General features: G+C 44.8%; 14 protein-coding genes. 10 read left to right on the top strand and 4 right to left on the bottom strand.

Features of this window, described 5'->3' with window-relative positions; all coding sequences use genetic code 11:
* The first annotated feature begins 15 nt into the window (after window positions 1-15).
* The 6 genes from ACHBIF_RS02230 (at window position 16) to ACHBIF_RS02205 (ending at window position 4,844) form a co-directional block, all read left to right on the top strand.
* Window positions 16-180, top strand: coding sequence for a hypothetical protein (locus ACHBIF_RS02230; protein WP_394718371.1), 165 nt, complete (start codon window positions 16-18; stop codon window positions 178-180).
* Between the two features lie 177 nt (window positions 181-357).
* Window positions 358-507 (top strand): hypothetical protein, encoded by a 150-nt coding sequence (locus tag ACHBIF_RS02225; RefSeq protein WP_161497988.1) that lies wholly within the window; start codon window positions 358-360, stop codon window positions 505-507.
* Between the two features lie 438 nt (window positions 508-945).
* Entirely contained in the window at window positions 946-1,905 is a 960-nt protein-coding gene (locus ACHBIF_RS02220; protein ID WP_105110838.1) for an ABC transporter substrate-binding protein, read from the top strand.
* Between the two features lie 25 nt (window positions 1,906-1,930).
* Window positions 1,931-2,902, top strand: a complete 972-nt coding sequence (locus tag ACHBIF_RS02215) for an ABC transporter substrate binding protein (RefSeq protein ID WP_394718368.1) — start codon at window positions 1,931-1,933, stop codon at window positions 2,900-2,902.
* A gap of 238 nt (window positions 2,903-3,140) precedes the next feature.
* Complete coding sequence (locus tag ACHBIF_RS02210; RefSeq protein WP_394718366.1) at window positions 3,141-4,034, top strand: ABC transporter permease; 894 nt, start codon at window positions 3,141-3,143, stop codon at window positions 4,032-4,034.
* A 9-nt stretch (window positions 4,035-4,043) separates the two neighbouring features.
* Complete coding sequence (locus ACHBIF_RS02205) at window positions 4,044-4,844, top strand: ABC transporter ATP-binding protein (protein WP_105160468.1); 801 nt, start codon at window positions 4,044-4,046, stop codon at window positions 4,842-4,844.
* A 198-nt stretch (window positions 4,845-5,042) separates the two neighbouring features.
* Here ACHBIF_RS02205 and aroB read toward each other — a convergent pair whose 3' ends face one another.
* The 4 genes from aroB to ACHBIF_RS02185 are packed head-to-tail and all read right to left on the bottom strand — an operon-like array spanning window position 5,043 to window position 9,083.
* Window positions 5,043-6,110 carry a 3-dehydroquinate synthase gene (gene aroB, locus ACHBIF_RS02200; RefSeq protein ID WP_394718364.1) on the bottom strand — a complete coding sequence of 356 codons (1,068 nt, stop codon included), beginning with the start codon at window positions 6,108-6,110 and terminating at the stop codon, window positions 5,043-5,045.
* 12 nt (window positions 6,111-6,122) lie between these two features.
* Window positions 6,123-6,992: a shikimate dehydrogenase gene (locus tag ACHBIF_RS02195; RefSeq protein WP_394718362.1), complete on the bottom strand. Its 870-nt coding sequence runs from the start codon at window positions 6,990-6,992 to the stop codon at window positions 6,123-6,125.
* Window positions 6,993-7,019: 27 nt separating this feature from the next.
* The gene (locus ACHBIF_RS02190; RefSeq protein ID WP_394718360.1) at window positions 7,020-8,045 is read right to left on the bottom strand and encodes a 3-deoxy-7-phosphoheptulonate synthase; all 1,026 of its coding nucleotides are present in this window, start codon (window positions 8,043-8,045) and stop codon (window positions 7,020-7,022) included.
* 18 nt (window positions 8,046-8,063) lie between these two features.
* Window positions 8,064-9,083, bottom strand: a complete 1,020-nt coding sequence (locus tag ACHBIF_RS02185; RefSeq protein WP_172062172.1) for a 3-deoxy-7-phosphoheptulonate synthase — start codon at window positions 9,081-9,083, stop codon at window positions 8,064-8,066.
* A 208-nt stretch (window positions 9,084-9,291) separates the two neighbouring features.
* Here ACHBIF_RS02185 and aroA point away from each other — a divergent pair, with 208 nt between their 5' ends.
* The 4 genes from aroA to ACHBIF_RS02165 are packed head-to-tail and all read left to right on the top strand — an operon-like array spanning window position 9,292 to window position 13,229.
* Window positions 9,292-10,572 (top strand): 3-phosphoshikimate 1-carboxyvinyltransferase, encoded by a 1,281-nt coding sequence (gene aroA, locus ACHBIF_RS02180; RefSeq protein WP_394718358.1) that lies wholly within the window; start codon window positions 9,292-9,294, stop codon window positions 10,570-10,572.
* A gap of 21 nt (window positions 10,573-10,593) precedes the next feature.
* Entirely contained in the window at window positions 10,594-11,085 is a 492-nt protein-coding gene (locus tag ACHBIF_RS02175; protein WP_394718356.1) for a shikimate kinase, read from the top strand.
* Complete coding sequence (gene pheA / locus ACHBIF_RS02170) at window positions 11,076-11,900, top strand: prephenate dehydratase (RefSeq protein WP_394718354.1); 825 nt, start codon at window positions 11,076-11,078, stop codon at window positions 11,898-11,900. Before ACHBIF_RS02175 ends, pheA begins: the two co-directional genes overlap by 10 nt.
* 21 nt (window positions 11,901-11,921) lie before the next feature.
* Window positions 11,922-13,229, top strand: coding sequence for an LCP family protein (locus ACHBIF_RS02165; RefSeq protein ID WP_394718353.1), 1,308 nt, complete (start codon window positions 11,922-11,924; stop codon window positions 13,227-13,229).
* Window positions 13,230-13,248: the final 19 nt, after the last annotated feature.

Here is a 13,248-nt window from a genome sequence, read left to right as displayed (position 1 = left end):
TCAAGGAGGTATGCAATGGGTGATAAACCAATATCCTTCAAGGATAAGGATGGAAATTTTGTTTCGGCAGCCGATGTTTGGAATGCTGAAAAATTAGAAGAGCTTTTCAATAAACTCAACCCCAATCGTAAATTTCGTTTGGAACGCGAGCGATTGGCCAAGGAAACTACGGAATCATAAAATACTACCTGCCAATACCTGTTGGTAGGTTGTTTCTTACTTTTATTTTTGTAAATTTTCTTGAAAATACTCCAACATATAAAGAAAACTTATAGGATATTTTCACAGTTCCGTTTTACATTTTCTATGTCGTGTGATACTATTGGTTCATTCCAATGGAAAGTTAAGGTATAAACAATGACATCAACATTCAATCAAATCTCTGAAACTAATCGTTCAGAATTTATCCAACGTCTATTTGACACAAATATGACAAATGAAGAAGTTGCGCCTCTTTTGTCTCTGACTGAGGAAGAAGTTGCTGTTTTGCGTTTGCAAACTGCATAAGAAATATTAAAATCATACCTTACATAGCTTTTATCAAATTTATTGGAAAAAGATGATATTATGATGAAAAATTATGCAGTTTTCTATTGACAAAAGTCTTGAAAACAGGTATGATAGTTACAAAATAAACAGTGAAAGGAAACAAGCTATGCTGAAAATGGGTCGCATGACTATGCTTGTTCATACTTATTTCTACGGCTATTTTAGATAGTGTTTGTAGACATGGTAGACATGGATGCAAACACAAAATCGTAAGGTTTGTATCTATGTGGCTGTAGTTGTTTTGACCTGTGCCCATAGATGATACATCTAAACGGCACGCAGCATTCATCTTGTTTTCAAAATGCAGTTGAATAGTGTGGACCGTTTAGAGTGATTCTAGACGGTCTTTTTCTGGTTTGATTGCTTCATTGTATAATTATTAAAAGGAGATAAATCATGAGATTTAAAAAGTTGATTCTTAGTTCAGTGGCAGTTTTATCTGCCGTGACTCTTGCTGCTTGTAGCGCAAATGGTTCAGATGACCAGACGACAAAAGTCGGCATTATCCAATACGCAGAGCATGAGGCTTTGACCGGTGCACGGAAGGGCTTTGTGGAGGCACTTGCTGCAGCGGGTTATAAGGAAGGTGAAAACCTGACCATTGACCTGCAAAATTCGCAAGGTGACCAAGCTAACTTGCAGACCATGGTCGAGCAATTGGCTGGGAAGAATGACCTCAACTTTGCTATTGCAACACCAGCAGCTCAGGCTATGTTGAATGCTGACAGTGAGACTCCGAGCGTCTTTACAGCTGTTACAGATCCTGTTGAGGCAGGTTTGGTTGAGTCGCTTGATGCACCCGGTGGAAGTATGACGGGTTCGATAGACGCGACGGATGTAGAAGGGCAGATTGATATGTTGCTCAAAGTCGTACCGTCAGCGAAAACAGTTGGTATTTTTTACAATTCAAGCGAAGTGAATTCAGAAGTACAGGCTGAGCAAGCTAAGAAAGCTTTGGAGGCCAAGGGGGTTAAGGTTGAAGTCGCAACTGTTACGACAACCAATGATGTGCAACAGGCTATTACTTCATTAGCTGGTAAGGTCGATGCCATTTACCTGCCGACGGATAATACCGTAGCGTCAACTGCGTCAACTATTGGTGAGGTGCTCAAGGAGGCAAAAGTTCCGTCTATCGGAAGTGATGCTGCTTACTTGGAAGGGGTTCTCTTCACTTACGGTGTGGATTACCATGCAATCGGTGTTCAGGCAGGTGAATTGGCTGCCAAAATCTTGGATGGAGAAAAACCAGCTGATTTGCCTGTTCAAAAACCACAAACTGCAGCTATCGCTATCAACGAAGAAATGGCTGTAGCAGTAGGGATTGACCCAGAAACCATTAAAGCATTAGAAAAGTAAAAACGTGTAAGGTAGGGAAGAGAGAATGAAATTAGTAAAAAAATTGACAAGTGTAACCTTGCTGGGTGCAGGCTTGCTGGTTTTGGTAGCTTGTTCATCTGGCTCGGAGGAAAAATCGGCAGAAGGTGCCGTTAAGGTTGGTGTCCTTCAGTACATGGAACATGAATCTTTGACGGCGGCACGCGAAGGATTTGTGGCAGAACTGGCTGATAATGGCTACAAAGAGGGTGACAAATTGGCCTTGGATTACCAAAATGCTCAGGGTGATCAGGCCAACTTGCAAACTATTTCAGAGCAATTGATTGACGGTAATGACCTTGTCTTGGCCATTGCAACACCGGCAGCGCAAAGTTTGGCAACGGTATCGACTGAAACACCGATTTTATTTGCTGCGGTGACGGATCCGATTTCAGCAGACTTGGTGGAAAGCCTTGAAAAGCCGGGTGGATTGTTGACAGGTACTTCTGATCAGGCTCCAATTGATAAACAGGTTGAATTGTTGGGTCAAGCAGTTCCAGATGCTAAAACAGTCGGCATTCTGTACACGACGAGCGAACGCAATTCGGAAGTCCAAGTAGAACAAGCTGAGAAATTGCTCAAGGAGGCTGGCTACAAGGTTGTACTGAAAGGAATTACCAGCTCCAACGAAGTACAAGATGCGACAACGAGCTTGATGAAGGATGTGGATGCTGTATTTGTGCCAACGGACAATACTGTTGCTGCGACCATGTCTATGATTGGTGAATTGTCAGCTGAGCACAAGGTTCCAGTTATCGGTGGTTCAACAGACATGGTTGACCAAGGTGGTCTTTTGACATACGGTACCAACTATGAGGCGCTTGGACGTCAGACAGCCAAAATGGCCATTAAGATTATCGAAGGCGAGAAAGTTACCGAGGTTCCTGTAGAATATCCAGAAGCGGTCAATCTTCATGTCAATGAAGAAATGGCGCAAAAACTGGGAATTGACACCTCAAAACTATCCGTTTCTGAGTAAAAAATGGGAGCATGACAGGACCTAGCATCGCTAGTCCGTTGTCATGCCCCCGCACAGTTGATTAGGGCAGGTTCGGAGCGCAAATCGCAAGTTGTTATGGCTTGCTAAGCAATCCTTATCTCCAACCTTTCACAGTTCCCCAAACTGTGAAAGCCAATCAACCACTGCGCTGAGATGTTGTATGAATAGAAGTGGGTGCTCAGCGCTTATTTAACATGAAACTTTTAAGGAGAAAATTGTGGATATAATTTTATCAAGTATATCGCAAGGGCTACTGTGGTCCATTATGGCGATAGGTGTTTACTTGACGTTTAGAATTTTAGATATTGCTGATTTGACGGCAGAAGGTGCCTATCCTCTGGGTGCTGCAGTTTGTGCGACAGGGATTGTCAATGGGCTAAATCCTCTTGTATCGACCTTCCTTGCCTTATTTGCAGGTATGATTGCAGGCTTGGTTTCTGGGCTTTTGCATACTAAAATGAAAATTCCAGCCCTGTTGACAGGTATCGTGACCTTGACAGGTTTATATTCGATTAACCTGAAAATCCTCGGCAAAGCCAACGTTGCTCTCTTGAAACAAGTGACCTTGGTGACGCAATTGCAGGACTTAGGCTTGTCTAAGATAAATGCGGTTCTCTTGATTGGTGCGGTTTTTGTTATGGCAGTCATTCTGCTGTTGACGCTCTTGTTCAACACGCAAATTGGTCTGGCCATTCGTTCGACAGGGGACAATATTCCCATGAGTGAGGCCAACGGTATCAATGTGGACAAGATGAAGATTTACGGCTACATGTTGTCCAATGGTCTGATAGCTCTCTGTGGTGCGCTTTTGACCCAAAACAATGGCTATGCGGATTTGAACTCTGGAACAGGAACCATTGTTATCGGATTGGCATCGGTGATTATCGCAGAAGTTGTTTTGCGGAACTTGCGTTTGGGATGGCGTCTGGTATCTGTGGCTCTGGGTTCGGTTATCTATCGCTTGATTATCCTTGCGATTTTGGAAATTCCGGGCATGGATGCGGACCTTGTCAAACTCTTCTCAGCGATTTTGTTGGCAGTTGTCCTGTATGTGCCAGAATTGCAGAAGAAGCTCAATATTCGCCGTCCAAAATTAAACGGAACTGCATAGGAGGTTCAGATGAGTACAATTTTATCAATACAAAATATTCATAAGACCTTCGAGGCGGGTACAGTCAATGAGAACCATGTTCTGCGTGGTCTGTCGCTTGATGTTCAAGAAGGTGATTTTATTTCCATCATCGGTGGTAATGGAGCAGGGAAGTCAACGTTCATGAATTCACTTGCTGGTGCTTTGACGGTGGATTCTGGCGACATTTTGCTGGAAGGCAAGTCCATTAAGCATGTGCCAGCAGCTAAGCGTTCAAAAGACATTAGTCGTGTTTTCCAAGATCCGAAAATGGGAACTGCTTCTCGTTTGACCATTGAGGAAAATATGGCCATTGCCTACCGTCGTGGATTGTCTCGTGGCCTGGGTTGGGGTGTCAAAGAAAGTGAACGCGCTATCTTTAAAGAAGCTCTCAAAGAACTTGGTCTTGGACTTGAAAATCGGATGAAGGTCGACACGCAATTCCTATCGGGTGGTCAACGTCAAGCCTTGACACTCATGATGGCATCGCTGGTTAAGCCCAAAGTCCTACTTTTGGATGAGCATACGGCGGCCCTCGATCCTAAGACCAGTGATATGGTGATGGACTTGACCAAGAAAATTGTTGAAGGTCAAAAATTGACAGCCCTCATGATTACCCACAATATGGAGAATGCCATCCAGTACGGAAATCGTCTGGTCATGCTCCATCGTGGACAGATTGTTGTCGATGTCCAAGGTGAGGAGAAGAAGAACCTGACCGTGCAGCACCTCATGGACCTCTTCTATAAAAACAGCGGTGAAAAGATAGCTGATGACGAAATGATTTTGTAAAGACAGAAAAATGAGGTTGGGCATAAAGTCCAACCTCATTTTTTTTTTGATTAGCAAAAACATATTGACGCAGTGGTTGATTGGCTTTCACAGTTTGGAGAACTGTGAAAGGTTGGATTGCGTAGCCAACCTCATTTCGTTCGCGTTTGACGCTCCTAACCAGGCCTAATCAACTGTTCGTCTTCCCACTCCCATTTTTTAGTTTCTCAGAAATTCTTTCATTTCTTCAATGGGGATTTGGTGAATGGCTGCCTGTCCTAATGTTGGGACAATAACCAGCTTGATGGATTTGCCGCGGGCTTTCTTGTCGCGAGTCAAGGCTGCGTAAAGTTCCTCACTATTCCAAGGTTGATAGCTGGTCGGTAGTCCAAATTTTTTGCACATAGCCATAATTTGATCCGTAATGCCAGCAGGCATGAGGCCTTTTTCTTCAGCAACGCGTGATAGCTGGACCATTCCGATGGCAACAGCCTCACCATGCATGACTTGACCGTAACCAGCAGTAGCTTCGATAGCGTGACCAATGGTATGACCAAAGTTCAGATAGAGGCGGACACCATTATCCAATTCATCCTCGACAACGACCTTGCGCTTAACGTTACAAGAACGGTAGATGATGGTTTCAGCATTGGCCAAAATACTCTCGGTAGAACCATCCATGTCTGACAAGAGGTCCCAGAGTTCGACATCATCAATCAAACCGTATTTGACAACCTCGCCCATGCCCTCAATCAATTCACGTTTGCCCAAGGTTTCTAGGGTGTTAGGGTCAATGAGAACGCCATCAGGTTGGCAGAAGGTACCGACCATGTTTTTGGCAAAGGGAGTGTTGACACCCGTTTTGCCCCCGATAGACGAATCAACCTGAGCGGTCAGGCTAGTTGGGACTTGGAGGAAATGAATGCCCCGCATATAGGTTGAGGCCACAAAGCCAGCCAAATCACCTACGACACCGCCACCAAGGGCTAAGATGCCGTCACTTCGGGTCATGCCTTCCTGAACAAGAAACTCATAGGCTTGGTTGACCGTGTCCAGATTTTTGGATGCTTCACCTTCTGGAAAGGCAAATGTGATGGTTTCAAAACCAGCTTTTTCAAGACTAGCTCTGGCCGTTTCCAGATAGAGTGAGGCAACATGGTCATCCGTAATAATCGCAATTTTTTGTGGCTTCCAGAGTGAGCTTGCCCAAGCACCGACCTGCGCTAAGCTTCCTTTTTCGATGAGAATATCGTAGGGATTTTGGGGAAGATTGACAGTTAGTTTCATGCTGAGTCCTCTCTAGTTGATGTCATATTTTTCGACTAATTGTTTCCAAATCAAGTCCGTCGGCATTTCTTTGCCTGTCCAAGACTCAAAAGCCTCAGCAGCTTGAAAGAGTAACATACCTAGACCATTGATGCTTGGAATGCCTTGTTCCTTGGCGAGTTTGAGTAAGGGCGTCTCAAAAGGTTGGTAAATCACATCTGCCACTAAACTGTTTTTTGGAAATGCAATGGTTTCCTGAATTGGCAGAGACTGACCATCCATGCCGACGCTGGTTCCGTTGACGAGCAAGTCAGACTTTGTAACATGCTCCTGAACCAAGTCCTGGTTGTCAATCGGCAATACCTGAATGGAGCAACAGGTTGCTTGGGCAATACGGTCAGCAGTAGTTTGTGTTCTGTCCAGACTTTGTTGGCGACAGAAAATGCTGATTTCCTTGGCACTGTCCAAAGCAGCTTGGGCAATAATAGCCGTAGAAGCACCGCCTCCGCCCAGAATGGTGAGACTTTTGTTTGCCACATGGAAATTCAGTTGTTTTTCCAAACTCTTAAAAAATCCGATGCCGTCTGTATTATGTCCAATCAATTGGCCATGGCGGTGAATGACCGTATTGACCGCGCCGATTAAGCGAGCAGACTCTGTCAATTCGTCTAGGTAGGGAATAACCGCTTGCTTGTATGGCATGGACAGATTGATACCAAACATGTCGTAGCGCTTAATGTTCTCAAGTGTGACTGGCAGGTCCTGCTCAGCTATTTCCCAAGCGACGTAGACCCCATTGACCCCAGTTTCTTCAAAGGCAAGATTGTGAATGAAGGGAGAAATGGAGTGTTTAATGGGTTTGGCTACCACAGCAGCCAGACGCGTATAGCCGTCAATCGTCATGTGAGACCTCCCAAATGTATCAGTAGATTAGAGGGTTTCATGGATTTCACGAATCAGTGCTTCAGTTTTATCCCAACCAAGGCAAGGGTCGGTAATGGATTTACCAAAGGTTTCTGGGCTATCCTGACGACCGTCTTCTAAGTAGGATTCAATCATAAAGCCACGAACATACTTGCGAATATCGTTGTTCCAATCGCGGTTAATCAGGGTTTGGCGGACGATACGGATTTGTTCCAGATAATTTTTACCAGAATTGTCATGGTTGGTGTCGATGACGATAAAAGGATTTTTGAGACCAAAGTTCTGGAATTGTTTGATAGTTTTTAAGAGAATATCGTAGTAGTAATTGGGTTCGTTGATGCCTTGTTCTGTGCTAGCACCACGAAGAATAGCATGGGCCAGCGGATTGCCGTCTGTATCGACTTCCGCATCGCGGTAGATGAAATTCTGCTTGTTTTGCGCCGCGTAAATGGCGTTGAACATAACGGTCAGATTACCAGAAGTTGGATTTTTCATCCCGGTCGGCATGTCAATACCAGAGGCGACAAAGCGGTGCTCCTGATCTTCGACTGAACGTGCTCCGATGGCATGGTAGGACACCAAGTCCTCAACCAAGGGGAAATTAGCCGAGTAAAGCATTTCATCCGCAGTGGTCAAGCCGGTTTCTGTGATGACACGGTAGTGCAAATTGCGCACGGCTGCAATACCGTTAATCAAATCAGGCAATTTTGAGGTATCTGGCTGGTGAACCAGTCCCTTGTAGCCTTCGCCATTGGTACGGGGCTTAGCCGTATAAACCCGCATGACCATGAAAATCTTATCTTTGACCTCGTCTTGCAATTTAGACAGCCGGCGGGCATATTCCAAAACGGCCTCTTCGTTATCCGAAGAACATGGGCCGATGACCAATAAGAGGCGGTCATCCTCACCTCGGATGACTTTTTTTAGTTCCTCGTCACGTTTTTCTTTGGCAACTAGGAAGTCTCCTTCTAGTTTAGACAATTCTTTAACTTGTTCAATGTTGATGCGAGTGCTGCGCTGATGAATTCCCATAGCTTGTTTCCTATCTATTTATCTGTTGTAAATTTCTCGAATGAGTTCCTCAGTTTTGTCCCAACCAAGGCAAGGGTCGGTAATGGATTTTCCGTAGACTTCGGCGTTGTCCTGACGTCCATCTTCAAGATAGGACTCAATCATGAAACCACGGACATAGTCACGGATTTCTTGGTTCCAATCACGGTTAATCAGGGTTTGACGGACAATGCGGATTTGTTCCAAATAATTTTTACCAGAATTATCGTGGTTGGTATCAATGATAATAAATGGATTAGCCAAACCGAATTGTTTGTAGAGGTCAATGGTTTCCAAGAGATTATCGTAGTAGTAGTTTGGCAGGTATTTGCCACTTTCTGTCACTGCACCACGCAGGATAACATGAGCCAGCGGATTTCCAGATGTTTCAACCTCTGTGTTGTTGAAGAGGAAGGACTGCTTTTTCTGAGCCGCGAAAATACCGTTAAACATGACCTTGAGGTTACCAGATGTAGGGTTTTTCAAGCCAGTTGGCACATCAATTCCAGACGCCACAAAACGGTGTTGCTGATTTTCAACCGAACGGGCACCAACGGCAATATAAGATACCAAATCATCAACAAGTGGCAGGTTTTCGGGATAAAGCATCTCGTCGGCCGTCGTCAAACCAGTCTCGGTAATGACACGGTAGTGGAGGTTGCGGACAGCCTTGATACCGTTGATGAGACTAGGTGCTGCATCGGTCTTGGGCTGGTGCATGAGACCCTTGTAGCCGTCGCCGTTGGTACGGGGCTTAGCCGTGTAGACACGCATGACCATAAAGATTTTGTCCTTGACTTCTTCTTGAAGCTTGGCTAAACGATGAGCATAGTCTAGAACAGCCTCTTCATTGTCAGAAGAGCAAGGTCCGATGACCAAGAGCAGACGGTCGTCCTCGCCTTTTAAAATAGCCTCTAACTCACGGTCGCGCGCTCCTTTTTTGTCTAAGGTTTCTGGGGATAATTTTGAATGGTCTCTTACATCCTGAATATCAATTTTTTCGCTAATTGGTGTAAACACTAGATAATCTCCTTGATTGATAAAATTTCTTTTTATTATACCATGAAAGCAGCTATTATTAAAACCATATCTATGTTTTTTGAAAAATTTACAGTAAATTCTGAAAATTTTATCAAATATAGGTATTTTCAAAGATAAAATGGCATAAAAATCTGAAAATATTCTGCAAATGTGGTAGAATGAAAGGGAAACTATGTGAGGTATGGAAATGAAATTAAGAACAAATGCAAGAGCCTTAGAAGGTACGATACGCGTTCCGGGTGATAAATCCATCAGCCACCGTTCCATTATTTTTGGATCCTTGGCAAAAGGCGTAACTCGTGTTCATGATATTTTGCGTGGTGAGGATGTCCTCTCGACCATGCAGGTTTTTCGTGATTTAGGCGTGACGATTGAGGATAATGGGGATGTGGTCGAGGTTCACGGTGTTGGCTTTGACGGCTTGCAGGCTCCTAAAAATGACCTTGATATGGGGAATTCAGGGACATCTATTCGTTTGATTTCAGGTGTCTTGGCTGGTCAAGAGTTTGAAGCGACCATGTTTGGCGATGATTCGCTGTCAAAACGTCCTATGGATCGTGTGACGGTGCCGCTCAGCCAAATGGGTGTAACCGTTTCTGGTCAGACAGACCGTGATTTGCCACCTTTGACCATCAAAGGTACCAAGTCCCTCAAGCCGATTTCCTATCAATTACCAGTAGCATCTGCTCAGGTAAAATCTGCTCTCTTATTTGCAGCTTTGCAGGCAGAAGGTGAGTCTGTTATTATCGAAAAAGAAATCACTCGTAACCACACGGAGGACATGATTGTCCAATTTGGCGGTCATTTGTCTGTTGATGGCAAGGAAATCCGTATCACAGGTGGGCAGGAATTTACAGCGCAAGAAATTGTTGTCCCTGGTGATATTTCCAGTGCGGCCTTCTGGTTGGTGGCTGGACTGGTTGTGCCTGGTTCAAAAATTACCCTTGAAAACGTCGGCATCAATGAAACACGGACGGGGATTTTGGACGTCATCAAGGCTATGGGTGGCAAGATGACCTTGTCCAATGTGGATGAGATTGCCAAATCAGCGACCATTACGGTTGAGTATTCTAGCTTGCAGGGAACGGAGATTGCTGGTGATTTGATTCCGCGCTTGATTGACGAATTGCCGATTATTGCTCTCTTGGCGACGCAAGCCAATGGCACAACCATTATTCGCGATGCTGAGGAGTTGAAGGTTAAGGAAACAGACCGTATTCAAGTGGTGGCAGATGCCTTGAATAGCATGGGGGCTAAGATTGAGCCGACTGCTGACGGTATGATTATCGAGGGCCCAACGCCTTTGCACGGTGCGACGGTTAATACCTTTGGCGACCACCGTATTGGTATGATGACAGCTATCGCAGCCCTCTTGGCTCAAGACGGCGATGTTGTCCTTGAGCGCGCTGAGGCCATCAATACCAGCTACCCAGCCTTCTTTGATCATCTTGAAAGTCTAGTAAAATAAGCTTAGTATGGAGGAGAGAGAATGCCAATCGTATTACTTGGTTTTATGGGAGTTGGAAAGACCACGACTGCTAAACTCTTGGATATGCCACTCTATGACATGGACCAGATTATTGAGGGACGAATTGGGATGTCCATTGCGGATTTCTTCCAATCAGAGGGTGAAGATGCCTTTCGCCAGTTGGAAACCCAAGTCTTGGAAGAGTTGATGGACTTGCCCAATGATTGCTTGGTTTCAACGGGTGGCGGTGTGGTCAAATCCGCCAAAAACAGGGAGGTTTTGCTCAAAAATAAACCCAACAATGTCCTCTTAACCGCCTCCTTTCCAGTAGCTTATGAGCGGATTAGTCAAGATTATCAGTCGCAACGTCCCTTATTTTTACAGCACAGCCGAGAGGAGTTTGAAGCCATTTACCAAGAACGAATGGCTTTATATGAAGGACTAGCTGACCTGGTCATTGACACAGACCAACTCAGTCCGGAACAAGTAGCAAGGAAGATTCTATGCAAGTAGCTTATTTGGGCCCGCGGGGGTCCTTTACTCACCAAGTTGCCCAGCAGGCCTTTCCGGAGGCGGATTTGCAGGCTTTTGGCACCATTACGGAGGTCGTCAAGGCCTATGAGACTGACTTGGTGACCTATTCGGTCATTCCGGTTGAGAATTCGATTGAAGGTAGTGTTCACGAGACCATTGACTACCTTTTTCATCAGGCGGAAATCCATGCGGTGGCAGAAGTGGTTCAGCCCATTGCCCAGCAATTGCTAGCGACAGCGCCTCATAAAGAAATTGAGGTCATCTATTCCCATCCGCAGGCCATTGCGCAGGGGAAAAAATATGTTCAGGAGCATTTTCCGAAGGCTCGTTTGGAATTGACAGCAAGCACTGCCTACGCAGCCCGATTTGTAGCGGAGCATGCGGATCAGCCTTTTGCGGCTATTGCACCGCACGCTGCGGCTGAAGAGTACGGCCTGCAGGTCATTGCCCAAGACATCCAAGAAATCGCGGAGAATTTTACTCGTTTTTGGATTTTGGGACATACTGCGCCTGAATTGGGATTGCGGAAAACAGATCGGAAGGTTTCTTTGGCCCTGACGCTGCCTGATAATCTGCCAGGTGCCCTCTATAAGGCTATGTCGGTCTTTTCGTGGAGAGGAATCGGTTTGACCAAGATTGAAAGTCGGCCGCTGAAAACGGCGCTGGGTGAGTATTTCTTTATTTTGGATATTGAGAATAATTCAGATAAATTAGTTGGCTATTCTTTGGAGGAATTGAAAAGTTTAGGGATTTTTTATAAGATTTTAGGAAATTATAAGGTTTATAGTGTGTAATAACCTTAGAAAGGAGTGAATATGGCGAAACATCCCTTATCACATCATGAAGAGCTACGCTTGGACTACCTGCGTAAAAATATTCACTACTTAAACGAGAAGGAAAAGACGGAGCTGGATTACTTAGAGTATCTTGAAAAGGGTGAGGAGCGAGTCATTGCGCCTTCGCCACTTGAGGAGGAGGCTTCTAATCTTCCAGAGTTTTCACTTGAAGATTCTTGGAGAGAGGTTGCGCCCCTTGTAGAGGAAGAGGATCTCTTACCAGCCTATCCGACCTTGAGTCGAAAAGAAAGGTTAAAAAAGTCTAAGAAAAATAAGGCGATTTCAGTAACTGAAGATAGTAGTAGTCAGCCACCCAAGAAACCTTTTTTCAAACGACTTTTAAGTTTTATCTTCTGGGGACTACTGATATTGCTGCTTGCCTTGGGCGCTATGTTTGTCAAAGGGATGATTAGCGTGGATAACAAACCTGCTACCGAACAATTTGCTGGTCAGGCGACACAGGATGGCATCAATATTTTAATCTTAGGAACAGATGGTCGAGTTGGACAAAGTACCGGTGAAACTCGAACGGATACTGTTATGGTCCTGAATGTCAATAATAGTAGCAATAAGATAAAACTTGTCAGCTTTATGCGGGATACGCTGGTTACTATCGGTGGAGAAGGTGACTACAAACTCAATTCTGCCTACACTTTTGGTGAGCAAAATGGTGGTCTTGGGGCTGAAAATATTCGGCAGGTTTTGAAGGAAAATTTTGATATTGATATTCAATACTATGCCCTTGTTGATTTTGCGAGTTTTGCATCTGCTATTGATACGCTCTTTCCATCGGGTGTGACCATTGATGCTCAATTTTCAACGATTGATGGTGAAACGGTGTCTTCTGTTGAAGCACCCAACGACCTGCGTCTGGAGGAAAATGCACCAGCTTATCAAACCATTCAGGTCGGTCCACAGCAGATGGACGGGAAAACCTTGCTCAACTATGCTCGTTTTCGTTCAGATGATGAAGGTGATTTTGGACGGACAAGGCGGCAACAAGAGGTTTTGGATGCAATTATCAGCCAAGCTCAGAATCCGACCAAATTATTCTCTGGTGCTGAGGCGCTTGGAAAAATTTACTCTATGACCTCTACCAATGTCCCACTAGCTTTTCCGTTGCTTCGTGGTCCAGGTATTTTGCTGGATGCACATAATGGAATTGAACGAGTAACCATACCAGAAAACCACGATTGGATTGATGAGTATGATAATTATGGTGGTATGGGACTAAAAATTGACTTCTATAAATACCAAGAAGTGCTGAGAGAACTGGGTCTAAGATAAGAATGCGCCAGTTTTCTTG

Origin of the sequence: Streptococcus sp. A11, from assembly GCF_043674225.1 — a bacterium.
GTDB classification, from domain to species: Bacteria; Bacillota; Bacilli; order Lactobacillales; family Streptococcaceae; genus Streptococcus; species Streptococcus suis_V.
This window is presented reverse-complemented; position numbering and strand designations above follow the sequence as displayed.

Coding starts and splice junctions, on each gene's coding strand:
- aroB (WP_394718364.1), bottom strand. CDS start 6,110: ATGAAACTAACTGTCAATCTTCCCCAAAATCCCTACGATATTCTCATC.
- pheA (WP_394718354.1), top strand. CDS start 11,076: ATGCAAGTAGCTTATTTGGGCCCGCGGGGGTCCTTTACTCACCAAGTT.
- ACHBIF_RS02165 (WP_394718353.1), top strand. CDS start 11,922: ATGGCGAAACATCCCTTATCACATCATGAAGAGCTACGCTTGGACTAC.
- ACHBIF_RS02225 (WP_161497988.1), top strand. CDS start 358: ATGACATCAACATTCAATCAAATCTCTGAAACTAATCGTTCAGAATTT.
- aroA (WP_394718358.1), top strand. CDS start 9,292: ATGAAATTAAGAACAAATGCAAGAGCCTTAGAAGGTACGATACGCGTT.
- ACHBIF_RS02175 (WP_394718356.1), top strand. CDS start 10,594: ATGCCAATCGTATTACTTGGTTTTATGGGAGTTGGAAAGACCACGACT.
- ACHBIF_RS02190 (WP_394718360.1), bottom strand. CDS start 8,045: ATGGGAATTCATCAGCGCAGCACTCGCATCAACATTGAACAAGTTAAA.
- ACHBIF_RS02215 (WP_394718368.1), top strand. CDS start 1,931: ATGAAATTAGTAAAAAAATTGACAAGTGTAACCTTGCTGGGTGCAGGC.
- ACHBIF_RS02195 (WP_394718362.1), bottom strand. CDS start 6,992: ATGACGATTGACGGCTATACGCGTCTGGCTGCTGTGGTAGCCAAACCC.
- ACHBIF_RS02205 (WP_105160468.1), top strand. CDS start 4,044: ATGAGTACAATTTTATCAATACAAAATATTCATAAGACCTTCGAGGCG.
- ACHBIF_RS02230 (WP_394718371.1), top strand. CDS start 16: ATGGGTGATAAACCAATATCCTTCAAGGATAAGGATGGAAATTTTGTT.
- ACHBIF_RS02220 (WP_105110838.1), top strand. CDS start 946: ATGAGATTTAAAAAGTTGATTCTTAGTTCAGTGGCAGTTTTATCTGCC.